Raw genomic sequence first — 18,810 nt, 5'->3', positions numbered from 1 at the left:
ACATCTTCTTGTCTTACTTTTTTGAGGTGAAAATTTATGTATACATATGATGCTAAGATTCGGGTCCGCTATGGTGAAACAGATAAGATGGGCATAGTGTATTATGCCAATTATCTAAATTGGTTTGAAATAGGTAGAACAGAATTTTTCCGTTCTTTAGGTATGACATATAAGGAACTTGAAGATAATAAAATTATGCTACCTGTAATAGAAACAAACTGCAAGTATATTTGGTCTGCAGAGTACGATGATGTCATTATTATCAGGACTAGGATCGATTTTTTAAAAGGCACCAGAATAAGGTTTGCCTATGATATCATAAGAGAAAATAACAATAGGCTTTTGGCACAAGGAATGACGGAGCATCCATTTACTACACTAGATAAAAAGCCTGTAAATATTAAAAAAGTTTTACCTCATGTATATGAAATGCTTAATAAATGTTATGGCGATCGCTAAGAAATTGCTTAAAAGATATGTTGCAAACATAGCGAGAGGCGGCAGCATAAGATTTTTCTTCAGAAGATGAATATAATTGAATAAGTTGGTTATAATGGTAAGGGTAGCCGATTGTACTGTGGGGCATTATGCCCCTATTTTTTTATTTATAAATATGAAAAACGGTTGCACAAACCAAGATGATAATGTAAAATAATAAAAGGAGGCGATATGATGAGTAGGAAACTTATTAAATATTTACCTTTACTAGTGCTGGCATCCAGTGTTTTAAGCGGATGTTCCAACAATGTGTCAAGTATCAAAATAGATAGATTTAATAATATTAGCGCAGTAAATGGACCTGGTGAAGAAGATACATGGGCCAGTGCTCAAAAACAGGGTGTTGGTACAGCAAATAATTACGTATCAAAAGTTTGGTTTACGCTGGCAAATGGCGCCATATCAGAGGTGTACTATCCAACGATAGATACTGCAGATGTAAAAGAAATTAAATTTATTGTCACTGATGGGAAATCGTTTGTCTCAGATGAAACAAAGGATACAATAAGCAAGGTAGAGAAGTTTACCGATAAGTCATTAGGTTATAAGCTAGTCAATACAGATAAAAAAGGAAGGTATAGGATAACAAAAGAAATATTTACAGATGTAAAACGCAATTCTCTGATAATGAAAGCAAAGTTTGAAGCATTAGAAGGAAGTATACATGACTATAAGCTGTATCTTGCATACGACCCACATATTAAAAATCAGGGAAGTTACAATGAAGGTTATGTAATAAAGGCTAATAACAATAAGATGTTGATGGCAAAAAGAGATAACATATATACTGCTTTATCATCTAACATAGGTTGGAAAGGATATTCGATTGGGTATTATAAAGTTAATGATATTTTGACTGACCTTGATGAAAATAAGCAAATGACTAAACATTATGATAGTGCAAGGGGCAATATCATAGAAGGGGCAGAGATTGATTTAACGAAAAACAGCGAATTTGAAATCATTCTGTCTTTTGGACAAAGTGAAGATGAGGCAGTAAAAACAAACATAGAAACATTAAATGACAATTATGACAGCTTAAAGAAGGTATATATAGACGAATGGGAGAAGTATTGCAATAGCCTTAATAATTTTGATGGAAAGGCAAATTCACTATATTTTAACAGCATGATGATATTAAAAGCAAGTGAAGATAAGACAAATAAAGGTGCATACATTGCATCTCTTTCGATTCCATGGGGAGATGGACAAAGGGATGACAATACAGGTGGCTATCATCTTGTATGGTCAAGAGATCTGTATCACGTAGCGAATGCTTTCATTGCGGCTGGAGATGTTGATTCTGCCAATAGATCGCTGGATTACCTTGCCGAAGTGGTTAAGGACAATGGGATGATTCCTCAAAACACGTGGATTAGTGGTAAACCGTATTGGACAGGCATTCAGCTAGATGAGCAGGCAGATCCAATAATATTAAGCTACAGACTGAAAAGATATGATCTTTATGAAAGCCTTGTCAAGCCTTTAGCGGATTTCATCGTGAAAATAGGCCCTAAGACGGGACAAGAAAGATGGGAAGAAATAGGCGGATATTCACCAGCAACCCTTGCTTCAGAAGTAGCAGGACTTACATGTGCTGCGTATATAGCTGAACAAAATAAGGACTTTGAATCTGCTAAAAGGTATCAAGAAAAGGCGGACAATTGGCAAAGGCTTATTGACAGCCTAACTTACACAGAAAAAGGTCCTTTTGGGAATGGTCAATACTATATTAGAATAGCTGGTTTGTCTGATCCAAATGCAGACTTTATGATAAACATAGCAAATGGCGGTGGTGTATACGACCAAAAAGAAATTGTGGATCCAAGTTTTCTGGAGCTTGTAAGGCTTGGAGTTAAATCGGCAGAGGATCCTAAAATATTAAATACGTTAAGAGTTGTTGATAGCACAATTAAAGTTGATACGCCAAAGGGACCGTCGTGGTACAGATATAATCATGATGGGTACGGTGAACCATCAAAGGAAGAACTATATCACGGCGTAGGAAAGGGAAGATTGTGGCCTCTCTTGACAGGTGAAAGAGGCATGTATGAAATTGCTGCAGGAAAAGATGCGACACCGTATTTAAAAGCAATGGAGAATTTTGCCAACGAAGGTGGTATAATATCTGAGCAAGTATGGGAAGATACTGGACTTCCTACTGATTCAGCATCACCGCTTAATTGGGCACATGCTGAATATGTGATATTATTTGCATCAAATATAGAACACAAGGTGCTTGATATGCCAGACATAGTTTATAAAAGGTATGCTTTAAAGTGATACAGATTTTCCGGTGTAATATCCGGGAAATCTGTTTTTCATTGTTTAAATAGAGTATAATTGTGTATGAAAATATGAATTTGGAGTGATAATTATTGCAAAACATCAACATTGGCGATATATATGAAGTATACATTGACAATATGGCACATGAGGGACAGGGTGTTGGAAGGTTAGATGGAATTGCTGTTTTTGTAAAAGGTGCTTTAAAAGGTGAGAAGGTCTTAGCCCAAATAGATGAAAAACACAAAAATTACTTAAATGCACATGTGGAAAAAATCTTATTGCCATCACAGGAAAGAATTATGCCGAAATGTATCTACGCTGGCAAGTGCGGCGGTTGCACATTACAACATTTAAGCTACAAAGGACAATTGGAATTTAAAAAACAAGTCGTTGACGACAGCCTATCAAGAATCGGAAAGATAAATACTATTGTATATGATACTATAGGAATGGATAACCCACTTTATTACCGCGACAAGGCAGAATATCCAGTTGGCATTGAAGATGGCAATATTAAATCTGGATTTTATGCTTCAAAATCCCACAACATCATTGCAATTGATTCATGCATGATTCAAAGCGATTATAGTATAGAAGCCATGAAAACTGTAAGAGAATGGGCAAACAATTATAAGATTACAGTTTATGACAAAAAAACTGGGAAAGGGCTTTTAAGGCATGTGATAACAAAGATTGGTTTTGCAACAAAAGAAGTCATGGTTATTGTTGTGGTAAATGGCAAAAATATTCCACACAAAAAAGAACTTGTAAGCCGACTTAAAAGAAATATTGAAAACGTAAAAAGCGTTGTTTTAAATGTAAACAAAAATTACGGGAATCAAGTTATGGGTAACGAAAATATTGTCATATACGGCCATGAGTATATTACAGATTTTATTGGAGACAAAAAGTTTGAAATATCCCCTTTGTCATTCTTTCAAGTAAATCCCGTTCAGACTAAAGTGCTGTATGAAAAAGCGTTGGAATATGCTGATTTAAAAGGTGATGAAACCGTCTTTGACGTGTACTGCGGTATAGGTACAATATCTATATTTTTTGCAGAACATGCAAGAAAAGTGTACGGAATAGAGGTAATACCAGATGCTGTCGAAGATGCGAGGCGAAATGCAGCTATAAACGGAGTAGATAATACAGAATTCATTGCTGGAAAAGCAGAAGATGTCATGAAAGATCTTTGTAATAAAGGTTTAAAGCCAGATGTCGTAGTGTTTGACCCTCCAAGAAAAGGATTAGACAAAGATGTTGTAGAAGCATCCATAAAGATGAATCCTGAAAAAATAATTTACGTTTCCTGCAACCCGACTACATTGGCAAGGGATTTAAGGATTTTTGAAGACAATGGATATAAAATAAAAAAAGTACAACCAGTCGACATGTTTCCATACACATATCACGTTGAGACGGTGGTATTGATGTCAAGGAAAGAGGATAAATAGGCTCTGAAAGGCTTGATTTATGGGCTTTTCTGGTTTTTGGGCAAGACCGGAAGACGGAAACGAAACGATCTATAGAAACATATCTACGGAGCGACTTCCGGGAGATTTTCACATAGTTGAGTTGCCAGATTAGATATTGCTCTTTGAGTGTCGAGGATAGATGTTTTTGACCGCTGAGTGAGCGGATTAGATGTTAAAGCCGGAAGGCTTGAAAATAAAGAGTTTTGCCGGATGTTAATAAGCGTTGCTTGTGGCAACGGCTGCTATTGGACTAAAATGACTGTGAAAGGAGGTTTTCGCATATGTTAAACGAAAACATTAAGGCAATCAGAAAATCTAAAGGGCTTTCACAGGAAGAACTTGCAATAAAGCTGAATGTTGTCAGGCAAACTGTATCCAAGTGGGAACGTGGTTTATCAGTTCCGGATTCTGAAATGTTGATTTCTATCTCAGATGCACTCGAAACGCCGGTAAGCACTTTGCTTGGTGAGACTTCTGTTGAAGCTCCTGCCGATGATTTGAAAGCAATCTCTCAGAAGCTGGAAATTATTAATTTGCAGTTGGCAAGAAATAAGGCTGCGAAACGAAAAATCATTCACTGGCTGTTTATCGTGCTATGTACACTTATAGTAATAACTGCAGTGATTTTTATTTCTCTGAATAGTCCCTACTTAGGATGGGACTTCAGTGATCCTGAAACTGCAGTAGTAGGAACATTCTTTCATGCGTTTGAATGGTTCTTTTTCAGATTAGCGCCCATTGTGTTGATAGGCGGAATCATCGGTATAGTCCTGACAAGAAAAAAGCAGTAGGATAACAAAGAGAGCAAGCCACCCTATAGGTAAATTTCCTTCAGGGCAGCTTGCTCTTATTCGTTTATATCGACGTTGACGCCGGACTTGAACTCGACCCCACTGTTCTACTCTATCAAGGGTAGAGAAATAGAAGGATTACAAATACCTATAAATAAAGGGTTTCCAGACATTGTTTTTCTCTCGGCTACTTTGCCAGAGGTGATAATGTCAGTAAACCCTTATTTTTAATGTTCGCGGGAACATATCAATAACCTTGAAAGTTTATAGTTGAGTTACCAGATTAGATAAACGCCTTTTTTACGGGGGGTTGAGAAAATAGGTTAGATTTATATAGCTTAATACCATTGTCATATTAAATTCCGTGATATTATTCACCATCATAGTAGATTCGATTTTTCAAACTATTTTACGAGAACTCGAAATATTAATTGAAAAGTCAAATTAACGATGTTATAATATTTATAATGTGATTATATTATCCAAGTAAAAATGAGGTGCAAAAATGGGAGTCAATTATAAGAGATTTTGGAAAAAACTAATCGATGATGATTTAGATTTATCCGATTTGCATCTTTCTACTGGCATTGCTCCAAGTACATTTTCTAAGATGCGTAAAAATGAATACGTTTCATTGGATGTATTGGTACGTATATGCGAAGCATTGAAATGCCAACTAAGTGAGATAGTCGAGGTTGAACTTGGCGAACGGAGCTGAACTAATAAATAGTGAAAAGAAGGAAATGAACTATGGCTGATTCAATTTTATATAACGAAGATTGCATACGCGCTATGAAGCGCCTAGCGAGTGATTCTATCGATCTTATTTTAACTGATCCTCCATATAATTTAGGTAACTTTATGAAAGATAGGGACACAAATCTAAAGAAAATGCGTGATAACTTTTTTGCTGCAGCTGGCTGGGACAATTTGAGTTTTGAAGAGTGGGAAAAATCAATGGATAACTTTTTTGAGGAAGCGGTTCGAGTTCTTAAAAAAGGTGGTGCAATGCTTGTTTTTATGTCAATTATTAAAGTGGAGACTCTCATTAAAATTGCGGAGAGACACGGATTATATTACAAAACTACAGGTATCTGGCATAAATTAAATCCAATGCCACGTAATATGAATTTACATTTTGTAAATTCAACGGAAGCGTGGGTATATTTCACATATAAGAAAAAAACAGGTACATTTAATAATGATGGAAAAGTATTACATGATTTTATAGAAACGGCAGTAGCAGCAAATGGCGAGCGTAAATATGGCAAACATCCTACACAGAAACCAGTTCAGTTGATGGAGTTCTTCATTAAAGTTTTAACTAATGAAGGTGATACAGTTCTTGATCCTTTTATGGGTAGCGGGAGCACTGGTGTAGCTGCCAAAAAAAATAATAGGAACTTTATTGGAATTGAAATAGATGAAAACTATTTTCAGATTGCAACACGTCGTATACAAGAGGTGAAAGAATGAAACCAACAGTAATTGATTTATTTGCGGGGGTTGGTGGCCTTTCACTTGGGTTTGAAATGGCAGGATTTAATGTTGTTCTTGCAAATGAATACGATGAATCTATTGCAGAGGCCTATAAATTGAATCATCCCAATACTAAAATGATTGTTGCAGATATAAAAAGTTTACCGATAGAAAATACATTTGCTGAGTATCGTGATAAAATAGATGTCATTATTGGTGGGCCACCTTGTCAGGGATTTTCTCAGAAAGGACAACGGAGAACAATTAATGACGAACGGAATTTTTTATTTAAATATTTCGTTGCTGTCGTCGATTATATCCGTCCTCAGTATTTTGTAATGGAAAATGTACCGAACCTTCTTACAGCTGAAAATGGTTATTTTAAAAAAGAGATAAATGAGTTATTTAATAAGTTGGGTTATTCACTTAATATGGGTATTTTAAATGCAGCTGACTACGGGGTACCTCAGAATCGAAGAAGAACAATTATTATTGGTAAAAAAGGGGCTCCTGCTCCTGATTTACCAAAACCACATAATACTAGAGTAACTATATGGGATGCAATAAGTGATTTGGCATTTTTAAATTCCGGAGAGGGTTCTGAAAAGCAAGAGTACAAGTTTGAACCACAGAGTGAGTATCAAATAAAAATGCGAGATGGGAGTAAGTATCTTTATAACCATGTTGCTACAAGACATTCAGAGTTAGCACTTAAACGGTTAGCGATGATCCCACCGAATAGTGGGAAAGAAGTTTTACCGAAGGAGCATTTAACAAAATCAATTTATAGTGGAACATGGACACGAATGTGTAAAGATGAAGTATCTGTAACAATTACAACGAGATTTGATACACCTTCTTCTGGGAAATTTACACATCCATTTTTGGATAGAGCTATCACTGTACGTGAAGCTGCACGTTTGCAGTCATTCCCAGATACCTTTAGATTTATAGGTACAAAGGGTTCGCAAATGAAACAAGTAGGAAATGCCGTGCCACCTTTACTTGCCAAAGAAATTGCTAAAATAATAAAATTAGATATGGGAAAAGATGGGGGAATCAGATAACATGAAAAGGCCTGATAATATTACAAACTATAGTGAGATCGACTTAAAATTGGGTATTAAATCTTCATTGCCCAATGCTAAATCAACTCTTGCTTTATTAATTCTTTTATGGGAAAGCTCTGATAAACCTGCTGAGTTAGTGTATTCACAACAAAAAAATGAGGGTATTATTTTAGATAAAAAAGTTGAAGAATCGTTAATAACTACTTTAAAGCCAATTTACTCTTCTGTGGGTATATCAGATGAAACTTTTATTTCAAAAGTGAATGAAAACCAAATGTTTAAATCACAATTGGAATCTCTGATAGTTGCATTTGAATTAGTTTGGAGAATGGCTAGAATTAAGTTTACAGATGAGAATAAGCCTGCAAGTGCAGAACGTACTGGACGTATTAGGTATCCTAAAAAATTATACTATACAGTACACATGGATATTTTAGACTCAGTTATTTCGGCAAACAATGAAAATTATTATGCAGTTTTACTTAATTGGCTCGGCATTCCGATAGATTTTGATAAGTCTTATGAGTCTAGATTGATTAAAATTCTCACTGTTTTTTCGGAAAATGCTGTTTTTAAACTTGTTGATGGAGATAAAGATGTAATATTTAATTTAAATAGCATATATAAAAAAATTATTGAAACTAATGATTCTGTAGATATTAACGGTGATGGAGAAGCAAAAGGTCCTCTTAGAATTCTTAAATCATTATTATCTGATGGGCTAAATCCTTATTTAAACTATAATGCTGGAATAGTACAAGCTAAAGAAAATATCGAATTATATCAAAGACGAGTAGATACTTATTTGGCTTTATCATCTAGTAGGATTTATGAAGTTGAAGTAAAACCGAATGAAGACATAGTGGCTGAATCAGTATCGGATTACTTGGTACAAAGAAAAACTGGCGGATGTAATATTCTTTTATATGGTGTACCTGGTGCCGGTAAAAGTTATACTATAAAAACTGAATATTGTGATGATCCATTACGTATGGAGAGAGTTGTCTTTCATCCTGATTATACATATTCAGATTTTGTGGGGCAAATTTTGCCGAAAGTATCGGAAGACGGGTTAGTAAGTTATGAGTTTACAGAAGGCCCTTTTACTCGTTTACTGAAAAAAGCATACCAAAATCCTGGCGCAGAATACTACCTTATAATTGAAGAAATAAATAGAGGCAATGCTCCTGCAATATTTGGGGATGTATTCCAATTATTAGACAGAGATGCTGAAGGAAATAGTGAATATGGAATTTCAAATGCAGATATTGCTAGAAGAGTTTATGGAGATGAAAGCAAGCTGGTACGTATTCCTTCAAACATGTATATTATTGGAACTATGAATACTTCTGACCAAAATGTTTTCACTTTAGATACAGCATTTCAGCGCAGATGGATTATGAGAATGATTGAGAATGATATGGATAAGGTAGACCCAAATTTCGCAAATCATAAAATATTGGACACTGATATCACATGGAAACAATTTAATACTGTTATAAACGATATTATTCTAAAAAAGAACTTACATATGACTTCATCTGAGGATAAACGTCTTGGCGTGTTTTTTGTTCATGAACGGGACTTAGAATACAACTTTGCGGAAGATGATATTTCACTTCCAATGGAAGAAAGGATTAAAGCATCTCATGACAATAGCCGCTTTCCGGAAAAAGTATTAAAATATTTATGGGACGATGCGTTTAAATTTTCAAGAGATACTGTTTTTGAAACGAATTTATATTTTAGTTTAGAAGATATTGTTAGAAAATTCAAATCTTCCAAAGGAAATGAACGGTTTACTATTTTTAAAGAAGAGATTTATAATGCGTTTTTGTCACCGGAGAATGCAACCAATGAATAGTGAATAAAGGCGGTGAGATAATTTGGCAATTGATTCTGATTTGTTCAATCGATGCCGAGTGAATAAAAATGATGATGGAGATCGATTTGTCGGTGTTAAAGCCGAAGGAGATAATGTAGTGGTTTATTTTCCTATTGGCTATGAATTACCGAAAACTGAGCAAGATTTACGTCAGGACATACTTCATCTTTTCTCAGTCTTAGCTGAATTTACAAGCCGAGATGACAGAATTCTTCCCATGAAGAAATTTGAAGCACCTCAATCAGTGGACTTCCCTATTAATGCTTATTTGGAAATAATCAATTACTTCATGGAGCAAAATGGATATTATACTGAAAAGGAACCAAAGTATAAAACAAACGACCGAGGAAAAATAGACTGGCCAAGAACAATAAAAAGACAGCGTTCGTTAATTCAAGCTAATGGTTCTCCTATTTATACAAAGTATACTGTAAGGGTCTCGTCTCCAAATGATAAGAATTTGATTACTCAAATACACAAGTATTGCGTTTATGAGAGTTTTTCTAAATTGGGATGGCTGTTTACTCCGTATCTACCTGAGAAGCCATTATTGCAAAGAGATGATAAAATGTTTTTATCAGTGTTGTATGAAAAAATGGCTAATACATATAATGATAGAGATAAAAGGCTTTTCTCAGCAATGATTTCCATGATAGAATATTTGGATGAGCAACCTAATCAGAAACAGTTTTATTTCGGTACAGATCGTTTTGAATATGTATGGGAGAAACTTATTGATAGAGTGTTTGGAATAAAGGATAAACAGTACTATTTCCCTAGAACCAGATGGTTACTTAGAACAGGAAAAAAGAGAATCAATGCTGCTTTGGAACCCGATACTATAATGTTATATGATGGAAAAATATATGTGTTAGATGCAAAATACTATCGTTTTGGTATCACCGGGGATCCTAACGATTTACCAGAATCTTCATCAATAAATAAGCAAATTACATATGGCGAATACATATATACACAGCAGAAGTTTAAAGAAAAATATGGCGAAGATGTGCCGGTATTCAATGCATTCATTATGCCATATAACGCAAAAGATAATTTATTCAACTCAAATGAAATATTTTTAAATATTGGTGAAGCTACAGGAGACTGGAAAACAAAAGGGCATAAGTATGAGAGAGTGCAAGGAATTGTCGTCGATATCCATTATTTAATGCATCATTATATCGGTAAAACAGAAAACCAAATTATGCAGTTGGCAAAATCTATTGAAAGTGCTTTTGAACGGAATAAGGGTGCACTACCAACGGATAGCATCTCAGCTGTAGTTTAAAAAAATAAACCCCTGACCATGGTTCAGGGGTTTATTTTTTCTAATTCCTTCTTTCGCTTTCGATGGTTTCTTTGTGCCATGGAATTACTACATGATGAGGAACAATATTTTTTCTTAGTGGATGTAGTTTTAACTAAGAACCATCTATCACAGTTAGGGTTTTCACATTTACGATATAGTTCTAAGCCGGGTCTCATATAAAATATAGAGAAATATATTCCTGTTAACATATCAGAAATTGCCCAGGAAGGAGACATGGTTTTAACATCATAGCGAGGATATATACCTTGAAGGTTATACTCCAGTTCCTCACTGATTGTTATTTTTGCAATTTCAATCAATGCTTTTTTCATTTTATCATCAAAATTTAAATTATAACGTATGCAGATGTTCTCGTCAGTATCATAATACTCAACTTTTCCGAAATCATCAAAACTCTTAATGATTCCAATATTTTTTTGATAATGGAAAAGAAAATCAATCATAAGACGTAACTCATAAGATAAATTAGGAGCATTTCGATATAAGCGTGTAACATTCTTATAAAACTGAGACTGGGTTGCTCCTGGTGTATCTTTATCATACCCATTTACTATATTGGTATACTCTTCGATATCTAACTGATACGATGGGGGATATATTGTATCAACAATCGTATAAAAATCACTGTTAAATTCTTCATATGGATTGTTAATCTGAGGCAAATCTGATGCTCTTTCTATTTCGTAATATAGCTGGTGTTGGCAAGTGACATATGGTTGTTGAAAGCAATGGAAAGATAATTGTATTGGCGGCTTTAGTTGAAGATATAAAACCATGCTTAACATTTTTTTATAATCTTTTTTTACATCACCTAGCTCATTCATTAAGAAAACAACAGCTTTTATACGATTCACTAAATCAAATAATGAAAAAATATCAATAGCTTCGTATTCATCAGTGCTTATAGGAAAAAAGAAACCATAATCTTTGAAAAACTCAAATAGTTTATCTATGTTGTTTTCTGGAAGTGATAATAATTGTGTTAATATACGATCGCTATCAATAGAACCCGATTTTGCTAAACGTACCATACCCTTATCTGGTGCAAATGCAAAACGAATTGGCTGATCTGCTAAGCCCTGTATCTTTAGCGTTTTCTTTACTTCTCCTGGTCTAATGTTTTCAATATCTGTTACACAGTCACATGAGTAACTATCGAAGGTAAATAGATTATTCGTCATAATTAAAAATTTCTCTTTTGGGTTGTCCATTTTATTCTCCTTATTACTTTAAAATAAGCTATTAAATAATAAGTTTATAAAGTAGAACAAAGTAGTAATTTATAAAATAATATCTTATATAATTATAACTTATAAAAGTAATATTTACAATAATAAAATATATAATTTATAAAAATAGTAATATGAATTTTAATAAATTCACTTACTATTTGTGCTTGCTTAGAATAGATAGCAGAGATGAGGACAAGTCTCACATCTCTGCTATCTATTTTTTGGAGGAGATTGAATGACAAAGATTAGAAATGCAAATGGAAAGTTAGTCTGCTGTGTAGATGAAAGATCAAAGACTGTAGAAATAGTGCACAAGGGTTATAAAACAATATTGAAATTCAACTCAGATGGATCATTGACTGTTATTAATCAAAGACCAAAATCCTAAACAACTTAAATTATTACCCGCAGAGCCGCTAGACGGACAGGTTTAACACTAAAGAGTGTTTCCTGCCCGTCTTTCTGCTTTGCGGATAAAAAGACGTTGGCTCTGCGGATTTCAAAGATTCGAAATTCAAGGAGCCGAGTCAAATGAAAATCAAATATCACTTTAATACTGAAACCATTGAAATTGAAGTGTCTGAAGAGTGGGGAGAAATTCTGGTCGAACTTGACCGCCAGGAATACAACATTAACCATAAAGAGACTCGCCGACATACATCACTTGATGCAATGAAATATGAGGGAGAGATTTTCGCAAGCAATACCAACATTGCCGCAGAGTACATAAGAACTCAAGAAAATGAGACATTGCTAAAAGCCATCGATAGTCTTCTCCCACAGCAAAAAGAACTGGTACGAAGGGTGTACTTCAATAATGAATCCCTTGCTTCAATAGCACGAGAAGAAGGGGTCAGTAAGATGGCTATTACAAACCGCATGAAAAAGATCCATGAAAAACTAAAAAAAATTTTGAGTTAGGGGGTTTACTTTTACTGTTTTCGTGGCCTAACAGTGAGGGCCAAAACATCAGTCCTAAGAAAGATGAGGTGAAAAGAGCATATGAAACACAAACTCAAAATCAATATCTCGGATAATGACAGAGATTTAGGTATTGTGAAATGTCGCAATGTCACTCTACGAGAAAGGTTTTTGCAATATCTGCTGGGGAGAAAACAGAGAGTAACGATTATTGTTCCTGGTAACAGTGTAAAGTCTGTCGATATCCGCGAAGTTTCGGAGGTAGATGATCTTGATGCATTCTAAACGCGAAGAAATTATTCCAATGCCCATAAAGGGCAGACCATATAAGCATCAGATTCGTGCTTTCAATTTCATCTGCAGTCTATTTGGGCTTTTGAAGGGTGGTGGTGTTTCTGCCATTTCCGGATGGGGTGCAGCGCTCCTGATGGAAATGGGCTGACCAGCACCGGGAAAACTCTTGTCTCAATCGCCATTATAGGAGCATTGCTTGCTGCAGGAAGAATAACACGTGTGCTGATTGTTGCACCGCTTTCCATTCTTGGAGTGTGGGAAGACGAGTTTAAACGGTTCGCAGATTTCCCATATCAGCTTATAGTCCTTAATGGCACGATTCAAAAGAAAATCCAACAGCTAAGATTTTTAACTGGCGAAGGTGTCCATGTGGTGGTAGTCAATTACGAATCTGCATGGAGAATGGAAAAGGAACTGGCAAACTGGCATCCTGACCTTATCATAGCCGATGAAGGACATAAAATTAAAACTCATAATACAGCGGTTTCAAAAGCAATGCACCGATTGGGCTTGCTTGCCCAGTATCGGCTCCTATTGACAGGAACGGTTATAACCAACAAAGCCATAGATGTATTCAGTCAATATAAGTTTCTCGATCCACGCATCTTTGGAAACAGCTTCTATGCCTTCAGAAACCGTTATTTCAACATGGTCGGCTATGGCAACCATACGCCAGTGCTGAAAAAATCAATGGAACAGGATTTAATGAAAAGGATTCACAGCATTGCATTCCGGGCGACCAAAGCGGAGTGCCTGGATTTGCCGGAAACCACCGATATTATTCGCCATATTGAGCTTGAGCCTGTCACTTTAAAGAAATATAAAGAGCTTGTCAAACAAAGCTATACTGAGCTGTCAGCAGGAGAAGTAACAGCTACAAACATACTGACACGCTTGCTTCGTCTTTCGCAATTAACCGGCGGCTTCATCGGAAGCGATGACGGTGGGAAAATCGAGCAAGTCAGTGATGCCAAGTTGAAAGCTCTTGAAGATATCCTTGAAAGCAGTATTCAAGAAGGACATAAGCTGGTTGTTATAGCAAGGTTTATCCCTGAGATTCATGCCATATGCAGGTTGCTGGAGAAGAAGAACATCGGTTATGCGTGTATTTATGGTGCAACTAAGGATCGCCAAGAGCAAGTCCACCGGTTTCGATGTGATCCTGACTGCATGGTGTTTGTAGGCCAGATTGCAACCGCTGGACTCGGTATTACACTAACCGCTGCAAGCACAATGGTATTTTACTCCCTTGATTATTCCATGTCGAATTTCGAGCAGACAAAAGCCCGTATCCATAGAGTTGGACAAAAGAACGGTTGCACATATATCTACCTTATCGCCAAGGGTACTGTAGACTCAAAAATCCTGACTGCTCTGCGCAATAAGGCAGATCTTGCAAAAATGCTGATAGACGACTACCGCAAAGGAGCAAATCCTTTTGCCCCAGAGGGAGGTGAAAGCTGTGAGCAATAATGCGATGTTTGAACTTGCTGACCGTCTTAAGGAGCTGCGCGAGGCAAAGAAGGCTGTTGAAGAGGAACTGAAAAGCATAAATGCGGAGATTGACGAGGTCGAATACCGTCTGTCTGAGCTGATGATCAGCAGTGAGACGCAAAACTTCACAAGAGCAGGAACAATGTTCTGCCTTTCAACGACAACAAGAGCCAGTGCTGCCGCAGGCATGAAGGAGGAACTGTTTGACGCACTACGCAGTAAAGGCTTTGGAGAACTCATCTATGAAACAGTCAATGCAAATTCCCTGTCAGCATTTGTTAAAGAACAGATTGCGGAGAATGGGGACGAGCTTCCGGACTGGCTGAAAGGCCTTGTGAATGTCTTCGAAAAGACAACAGTAACTGTGCGGAAAGCAGCAAGGTGAATAGGTTCAAAGAGCAATGCTCCAATATTAATGTTCAAAGAATAACGATTCGAAGAACGATGTTTCAAAGAACAATGATATTGATTACATTTCAAATTCATAATTACGGAGGTATAAAAGCATGAAAAACAATGAACTCGTAACTATTAACGAAAATACAGGTTTCCTTCAACTCGCTGATTTCAACCTTGATGAGGCAATGGCATCAGAGCTTGACGGTCTTGACATGACTTTTGAACGCATAAAAATCCCGTCCGCAGGCAGCACAGTATTTGAAGTGCCTGGGGAGAATCCCGGAGAACCGGATACCGTCAAGGAATTTTCAGCTGTTATCCTTTATCATCATCCACTTTACGCATATTTCAAGGACAAGTATACCGGAGGCAGTAACCCGCCAGATTGTGGAAGCTTTGATGGTGTAACCGGTGAAGGAGACCCCGGAGGAAGCTGTGCCAAATGTCCATATAATCAGTTCGGTTCGGGGGAAAACGGCAGCAAAGCTTGCAAGAACCGCCGCAGGATATATGTACTGCGTGAAGGGGAGATTTTCCCGTTGATACTCTCATTGCCTACTGGATCGCTTAAAGAGTTTTCCCGCTACATCAAAAGGCTGCTTTCTAAAGGTAAAAAATCGAACAGCGTAGTTACCCGCTTTTCATTGAAAAAGGCGACCAATTCAAGCGGTATCACCTATTCACAGGCTCAGTTTGCTGTAGATCGGGATCTGACCGCTGACGAATATGCGTTGATATCCAAGCTTTCCGAGCAGGTCAAAGCATTCAGTACCCGAGTCGGCCATGACACTGAACCTGCCGGTGAAGAGGTAATAAATGTAGACCCTGAATCAGGTGAAATTACTGAGCCGCTTAAGTGATCAAAGGCCCTATCGGAGAGGAACTTTCTATCTCCGATAGGGCGGAAAGGAGAACCGCATGGGATACAAATGTGTTTATATGCTGTCTGAAATAAAAGAGTATCTGAAAAACACTGTCCTATTTGCTTTCGACTTTGAAACGTCACCCCGCGATAAATGGAGGAACGATAAAAGTGCAGCTCTGGATGCTCATAAAGCAGATATTACAGGGATCAGTTTTTCAGTATCAGAAGGGACTGCTATATATGTTCCACTTAAACATCGTAGCGGGCGAAATGCAGAGAACCAGGCGGCAATATGGGATTATCTGAAATTACTATTCGAATCAAAAGATGTAATAAAAGTTGCTCATAATCTGGCTTTTGAGTCTATGTTCCTTTACGCAAGAGGTATCGTCCTTCAAAAGCCTTGCTATGACACGATTGCAGCATCACAACTTACATTAAAAAGCAAGTGGGAATTCAGAAGTCTTGCTGACAGCGGACTTAAAACGCTTGCGCCTGCACTCTGCAAAGCAGAAATGACAGAATTCTCAACGGTTACTGAAGGTCGGTTTTTCGATGAATTGAACCCTCAGGATGAGAAGACTGTCCGCTACGCTTGTGCTGACAGCGACTACACTCTTCGCTTGTATCATGTTTTCAATCAGTGGTTTGATAGATTTTTACCCAAACACAGAACTATTGTGGAAGAGGTAGAATCGCCTACATCAGTATATGTCGGGATAATGAAGTATAACGGCATATTGGTGGATAAGTCAGCCATGCTGAAGAAACAAGCGGAAGCCGCAGAAAAGATTGTCAGTATCAGAAAAGAGATTGCCGGAATTATCGGCAATGTAGAGATTGGGGCAAATGCTTCAACTTCAGCATTTAAAAAATATCTTTTTGTGAATCTCGGTCTTCCGGTAATGAAAACGACCGCAAAACATCAGGAAGCTGCCGATGATGAAACCATGATCCTGTTAAAAGAATGGTGTGAATCCAACAGGCCTGAACTTGCTCGCTTATTTGATCTGGTGCAAGAGTACCGCAAATGGGGCAAACTCAAATCCACCTATATAGACGGTTATCTTCGATTTATTGATGAGGATACCGGCAGGATTCATCCGGACCTTATGCCACTGGGGACAGAGACAGGCAGATTTGCGTCAAGAAACCCGAATATGCAGAATTGCCCGCAGAAAGATAATGACCCAATAGGCGTACGGAAATTTATCATTTCGCCAGCCGGAAAGGTTCTTTTATCCCTTGACTTTTCACAGATAGAACTGCGCGTCGGAGCATTTTATTGCAGGGACAAACGTATGCTGGAAACCTATCGTACTGGCGGTGATATCCATGCTCAGACCACTTCTGTTATTTACCGCATTCCTTTTGAGGAGGCAGCAGACAAAAATGCTCCACATTATAAAGAGCGCAGGACCATTGCAAAGAACTGCAATTTCGGTGTGTTCTATGGCCTGTTTCCTACTGGCTTACAGAGAACACTTAAATTTAAAGCTGGGCTGAACCCAACTTTGTCCGAATGTGAGACCATCATTCAAAACTTGAAATCCGGATACCCCGGTCTTGCCAAATGGCAGGATGAGGTAAAAAAGCGGGCTGCTGTAAGCTGCTATTCAGAAACATGGTTGGGCAGGCGAAGATACTTGCTGGGAATTCGGTCATCAGATTGGGGCAAGAAGTCGTTTGCCGAGCGGTGCGCATTAAATACACCCATTCAAGGTACTGCGGCAGATATTCTAAAGCTTGCCTGTGGGCGCATCATCAGTGGACTTCCCGAAAGGCTCTGGCTGAAACCTATACTGCAGATACATGACGAGCTGGTTTTTGAATTACCGGAAGACAAGGCGGACGAAGCAGTTGTTTTTATAAAAGAGTGTATGGAAACACAACCCTTCCCTGAATTTGATGTACCTATTGTGGCAGAGGCTTCGGTAGGAAGAAATTTTGGAGAAATGAAAGAAATGGAGGATTGATATTATGAATAATTTACAGGTTTTTAAGAATACAGAATTTGGCGAACTTAAAGTACTCGTTATTGATGGAAAGGAATACTTCCCTGCAACAGATTGTGCAAGGATGCTGGGATACAGTAACCCACACAAGGCAGTAATAGATCATTGTAAGTACCTAACAAAACGTGAGGTACCTCATCCGCAAAATCCTGAAAAAACCATCAACATAAATTATATTCCTGAAGGTGATTTGTTCAGACTGATAGTTAAATCCCAACTTCCTGCTGCTGAACGCTTTGAAAGATGGGTCTTTGATGAAGTGCTGCCCATGATCAGAAAATATGGAGTTTATGCTACAGATAAAGTTATCGAAGAGATGATTTCTAATCCGGAGTATGGCATCAGGATTTTCTCTGAACTAAAGGCAGAACGCGACAGGCGGAAAGCTTTAGAAATAGAAAATGCAAAGAATAAACAGATTATCAGTGAGTTGAAGCCCAAAGCGAGCTATTATGATCTCATATTGCAAAATAAAAGCCTTGTGCCGATCAGCAAGATTGCCAAGGATTACGGAATGTCTGGCCGCGCTTTCAATAAGCTGCTTCATGAGCTTGGAGTACAGTACAAAATGGGAAACTGCTGGCTTTTATATCAGGAGTACGCCGATCAAGGATACACGCAGTCCAAGACTCATGCTATTGATGCAGAAAGAAGCGTAATGCACACGTATTGGACACAAAAAGGAAGGCTATTTATCTATGACCTTCTTAAAAACAAGAAAGGTATATTGCCTGTAATCGAACGTGAACAAAAAAGCGCATAGGCAG

The 18,810-nt window shown here is 37.3% G+C and carries 19 protein-coding genes; 18 read left to right on the top strand and 1 reads right to left on the bottom strand.

Annotated features, from left to right (window positions below):
• Nucleotides 1–36: 36 nt before the first annotated feature.
• The 9 genes from Q2T46_RS04285 to Q2T46_RS04245 all read left to right on the top strand — a co-directional run bounded on the left by Q2T46_RS04285 (nucleotide 37) and on the right by Q2T46_RS04245 (nucleotide 10,781).
• On the top strand, nucleotides 37–459 hold the full coding sequence (locus Q2T46_RS04285; RefSeq protein ID WP_013297301.1) for a thioesterase family protein: 423 nt from the start codon (nucleotides 37–39) through the stop codon (nucleotides 457–459).
• 213 nt (nucleotides 460–672) lie between these two features.
• Complete coding sequence (locus tag Q2T46_RS04280) at nucleotides 673–2,781, top strand: glucan 1,4-alpha-glucosidase (protein ID WP_303264131.1); 2,109 nt, start codon at nucleotides 673–675, stop codon at nucleotides 2,779–2,781.
• 95 nt (nucleotides 2,782–2,876) lie between these two features.
• Complete coding sequence (gene rlmD, locus Q2T46_RS04275) at nucleotides 2,877–4,244, top strand: 23S rRNA (uracil(1939)-C(5))-methyltransferase RlmD (protein ID WP_303264132.1); 1,368 nt, start codon at nucleotides 2,877–2,879, stop codon at nucleotides 4,242–4,244.
• A gap of 302 nt (nucleotides 4,245–4,546) precedes the next feature.
• Complete coding sequence (locus Q2T46_RS04270; RefSeq protein ID WP_125475718.1) at nucleotides 4,547–5,056, top strand: helix-turn-helix domain-containing protein; 510 nt, start codon at nucleotides 4,547–4,549, stop codon at nucleotides 5,054–5,056.
• A 505-nt stretch (nucleotides 5,057–5,561) separates the two neighbouring features.
• Complete coding sequence (locus Q2T46_RS04265) at nucleotides 5,562–5,774, top strand: helix-turn-helix transcriptional regulator (RefSeq protein WP_303264133.1); 213 nt, start codon at nucleotides 5,562–5,564, stop codon at nucleotides 5,772–5,774.
• A gap of 32 nt (nucleotides 5,775–5,806) precedes the next feature.
• Nucleotides 5,807–6,532 (top strand): site-specific DNA-methyltransferase, encoded by a 726-nt coding sequence (locus tag Q2T46_RS04260; protein WP_303264134.1) that lies wholly within the window; start codon nucleotides 5,807–5,809, stop codon nucleotides 6,530–6,532.
• Nucleotides 6,529–7,602: a DNA cytosine methyltransferase gene (locus tag Q2T46_RS04255; RefSeq protein ID WP_303264135.1), complete on the top strand. Its 1,074-nt coding sequence runs from the start codon at nucleotides 6,529–6,531 to the stop codon at nucleotides 7,600–7,602. The genes Q2T46_RS04260 and Q2T46_RS04255 overlap by 4 nt, the downstream gene beginning before the upstream one ends.
• A gap of 1 nt (nucleotide 7,603) precedes the next feature.
• Nucleotides 7,604–9,469, top strand: a complete 1,866-nt coding sequence (locus Q2T46_RS04250) for an McrB family protein (protein ID WP_303264136.1) — start codon at nucleotides 7,604–7,606, stop codon at nucleotides 9,467–9,469.
• 22 nt (nucleotides 9,470–9,491) lie between these two features.
• Entirely contained in the window at nucleotides 9,492–10,781 is a 1,290-nt protein-coding gene (locus Q2T46_RS04245) for an LlaJI family restriction endonuclease (protein WP_303264137.1), read from the top strand.
• A 23-nt stretch (nucleotides 10,782–10,804) separates the two neighbouring features.
• On the opposite strand, the gene Q2T46_RS04240 is transcribed toward Q2T46_RS04245, so the two are convergent.
• Nucleotides 10,805–12,034, bottom strand: coding sequence for a CGNR zinc finger domain-containing protein (locus Q2T46_RS04240; protein ID WP_303264138.1), 1,230 nt, complete (start codon nucleotides 12,032–12,034; stop codon nucleotides 10,805–10,807).
• A 256-nt stretch (nucleotides 12,035–12,290) separates the two neighbouring features.
• Between Q2T46_RS04240 and Q2T46_RS04235 the strand changes: the two genes are divergently transcribed.
• The 9 genes from Q2T46_RS04235 (at nucleotide 12,291) to Q2T46_RS04195 (ending at nucleotide 18,806) form a co-directional block, all read left to right on the top strand.
• Nucleotides 12,291–12,443: a hypothetical protein gene (locus Q2T46_RS04235; protein WP_303264139.1), complete on the top strand. Its 153-nt coding sequence runs from the start codon at nucleotides 12,291–12,293 to the stop codon at nucleotides 12,441–12,443.
• A 143-nt stretch (nucleotides 12,444–12,586) separates the two neighbouring features.
• The gene (locus Q2T46_RS04230) at nucleotides 12,587–12,976 is read left to right on the top strand and encodes an RNA polymerase sigma factor (RefSeq protein ID WP_028992620.1); all 390 of its coding nucleotides are present in this window, start codon (nucleotides 12,587–12,589) and stop codon (nucleotides 12,974–12,976) included.
• A gap of 81 nt (nucleotides 12,977–13,057) precedes the next feature.
• Nucleotides 13,058–13,261 (top strand): hypothetical protein, encoded by a 204-nt coding sequence (locus Q2T46_RS04225; protein ID WP_028306835.1) that lies wholly within the window; start codon nucleotides 13,058–13,060, stop codon nucleotides 13,259–13,261.
• Entirely contained in the window at nucleotides 13,248–13,418 is a 171-nt protein-coding gene (locus Q2T46_RS04220) for a hypothetical protein (RefSeq protein ID WP_156946390.1), read from the top strand. The genes Q2T46_RS04225 and Q2T46_RS04220 overlap by 14 nt, the downstream gene beginning before the upstream one ends.
• Nucleotides 13,385–14,743, top strand: coding sequence for a DEAD/DEAH box helicase (locus Q2T46_RS04215; RefSeq protein WP_303264140.1), 1,359 nt, complete (start codon nucleotides 13,385–13,387; stop codon nucleotides 14,741–14,743). Before Q2T46_RS04220 ends, Q2T46_RS04215 begins: the two co-directional genes overlap by 34 nt.
• Nucleotides 14,744–14,747: 4 nt before the next feature.
• A complete protein-coding gene (locus Q2T46_RS04210; protein WP_180367002.1) occupies nucleotides 14,748–15,149 on the top strand; it encodes a hypothetical protein in 402 nt (133 codons plus the stop codon).
• Between the two features lie 121 nt (nucleotides 15,150–15,270).
• Nucleotides 15,271–16,023: a hypothetical protein gene (locus Q2T46_RS04205; protein ID WP_303264141.1), complete on the top strand. Its 753-nt coding sequence runs from the start codon at nucleotides 15,271–15,273 to the stop codon at nucleotides 16,021–16,023.
• Between the two features lie 58 nt (nucleotides 16,024–16,081).
• A complete protein-coding gene (locus Q2T46_RS04200; protein WP_303264142.1) occupies nucleotides 16,082–18,004 on the top strand; it encodes a bifunctional 3'-5' exonuclease/DNA polymerase in 1,923 nt (640 codons plus the stop codon).
• A 4-nt stretch (nucleotides 18,005–18,008) separates the two neighbouring features.
• Nucleotides 18,009–18,806, top strand: coding sequence for a phage antirepressor KilAC domain-containing protein (locus Q2T46_RS04195; RefSeq protein ID WP_303264143.1), 798 nt, complete (start codon nucleotides 18,009–18,011; stop codon nucleotides 18,804–18,806).
• The last annotated feature ends 4 nt before the right edge of the window (nucleotides 18,807–18,810 follow it).

This window comes from Thermoanaerobacterium sp. CMT5567-10 (genome assembly GCF_030534315.2).
Taxonomy (GTDB): Bacteria; Bacillota; Thermoanaerobacteria; order Thermoanaerobacterales; family Thermoanaerobacteraceae; genus Thermoanaerobacterium.
The sequence above is the reverse complement of the archived record's forward strand: the minus strand, read 5'-3'. Positions and strand labels throughout refer to the sequence as shown.

Coding starts and splice junctions, on each gene's coding strand:
- Q2T46_RS04215 (WP_303264140.1), top strand. CDS start 13,385: ATGGGGTGCAGCGCTCCTGATGGAAATGGGCTGACCAGCACCGGGAAA.
- Q2T46_RS04235 (WP_303264139.1), top strand. CDS start 12,291: ATGACAAAGATTAGAAATGCAAATGGAAAGTTAGTCTGCTGTGTAGAT.
- Q2T46_RS04250 (WP_303264136.1), top strand. CDS start 7,604: ATGAAAAGGCCTGATAATATTACAAACTATAGTGAGATCGACTTAAAA.
- Q2T46_RS04225 (WP_028306835.1), top strand. CDS start 13,058: ATGAAACACAAACTCAAAATCAATATCTCGGATAATGACAGAGATTTA.
- Q2T46_RS04240 (WP_303264138.1), bottom strand. CDS start 12,034: ATGGACAACCCAAAAGAGAAATTTTTAATTATGACGAATAATCTATTT.
- Q2T46_RS04210 (WP_180367002.1), top strand. CDS start 14,748: ATGTTTGAACTTGCTGACCGTCTTAAGGAGCTGCGCGAGGCAAAGAAG.
- Q2T46_RS04255 (WP_303264135.1), top strand. CDS start 6,529: ATGAAACCAACAGTAATTGATTTATTTGCGGGGGTTGGTGGCCTTTCA.
- Q2T46_RS04270 (WP_125475718.1), top strand. CDS start 4,547: ATGTTAAACGAAAACATTAAGGCAATCAGAAAATCTAAAGGGCTTTCA.
- Q2T46_RS04280 (WP_303264131.1), top strand. CDS start 673: ATGAGTAGGAAACTTATTAAATATTTACCTTTACTAGTGCTGGCATCC.
- Q2T46_RS04200 (WP_303264142.1), top strand. CDS start 16,082: ATGGGATACAAATGTGTTTATATGCTGTCTGAAATAAAAGAGTATCTG.
- Q2T46_RS04195 (WP_303264143.1), top strand. CDS start 18,009: ATGAATAATTTACAGGTTTTTAAGAATACAGAATTTGGCGAACTTAAA.
- Q2T46_RS04230 (WP_028992620.1), top strand. CDS start 12,587: ATGAAAATCAAATATCACTTTAATACTGAAACCATTGAAATTGAAGTG.
- Q2T46_RS04265 (WP_303264133.1), top strand. CDS start 5,562: ATGGGAGTCAATTATAAGAGATTTTGGAAAAAACTAATCGATGATGAT.
- Q2T46_RS04285 (WP_013297301.1), top strand. CDS start 37: ATGTATACATATGATGCTAAGATTCGGGTCCGCTATGGTGAAACAGAT.
- Q2T46_RS04260 (WP_303264134.1), top strand. CDS start 5,807: ATGGCTGATTCAATTTTATATAACGAAGATTGCATACGCGCTATGAAG.
- Q2T46_RS04205 (WP_303264141.1), top strand. CDS start 15,271: ATGAAAAACAATGAACTCGTAACTATTAACGAAAATACAGGTTTCCTT.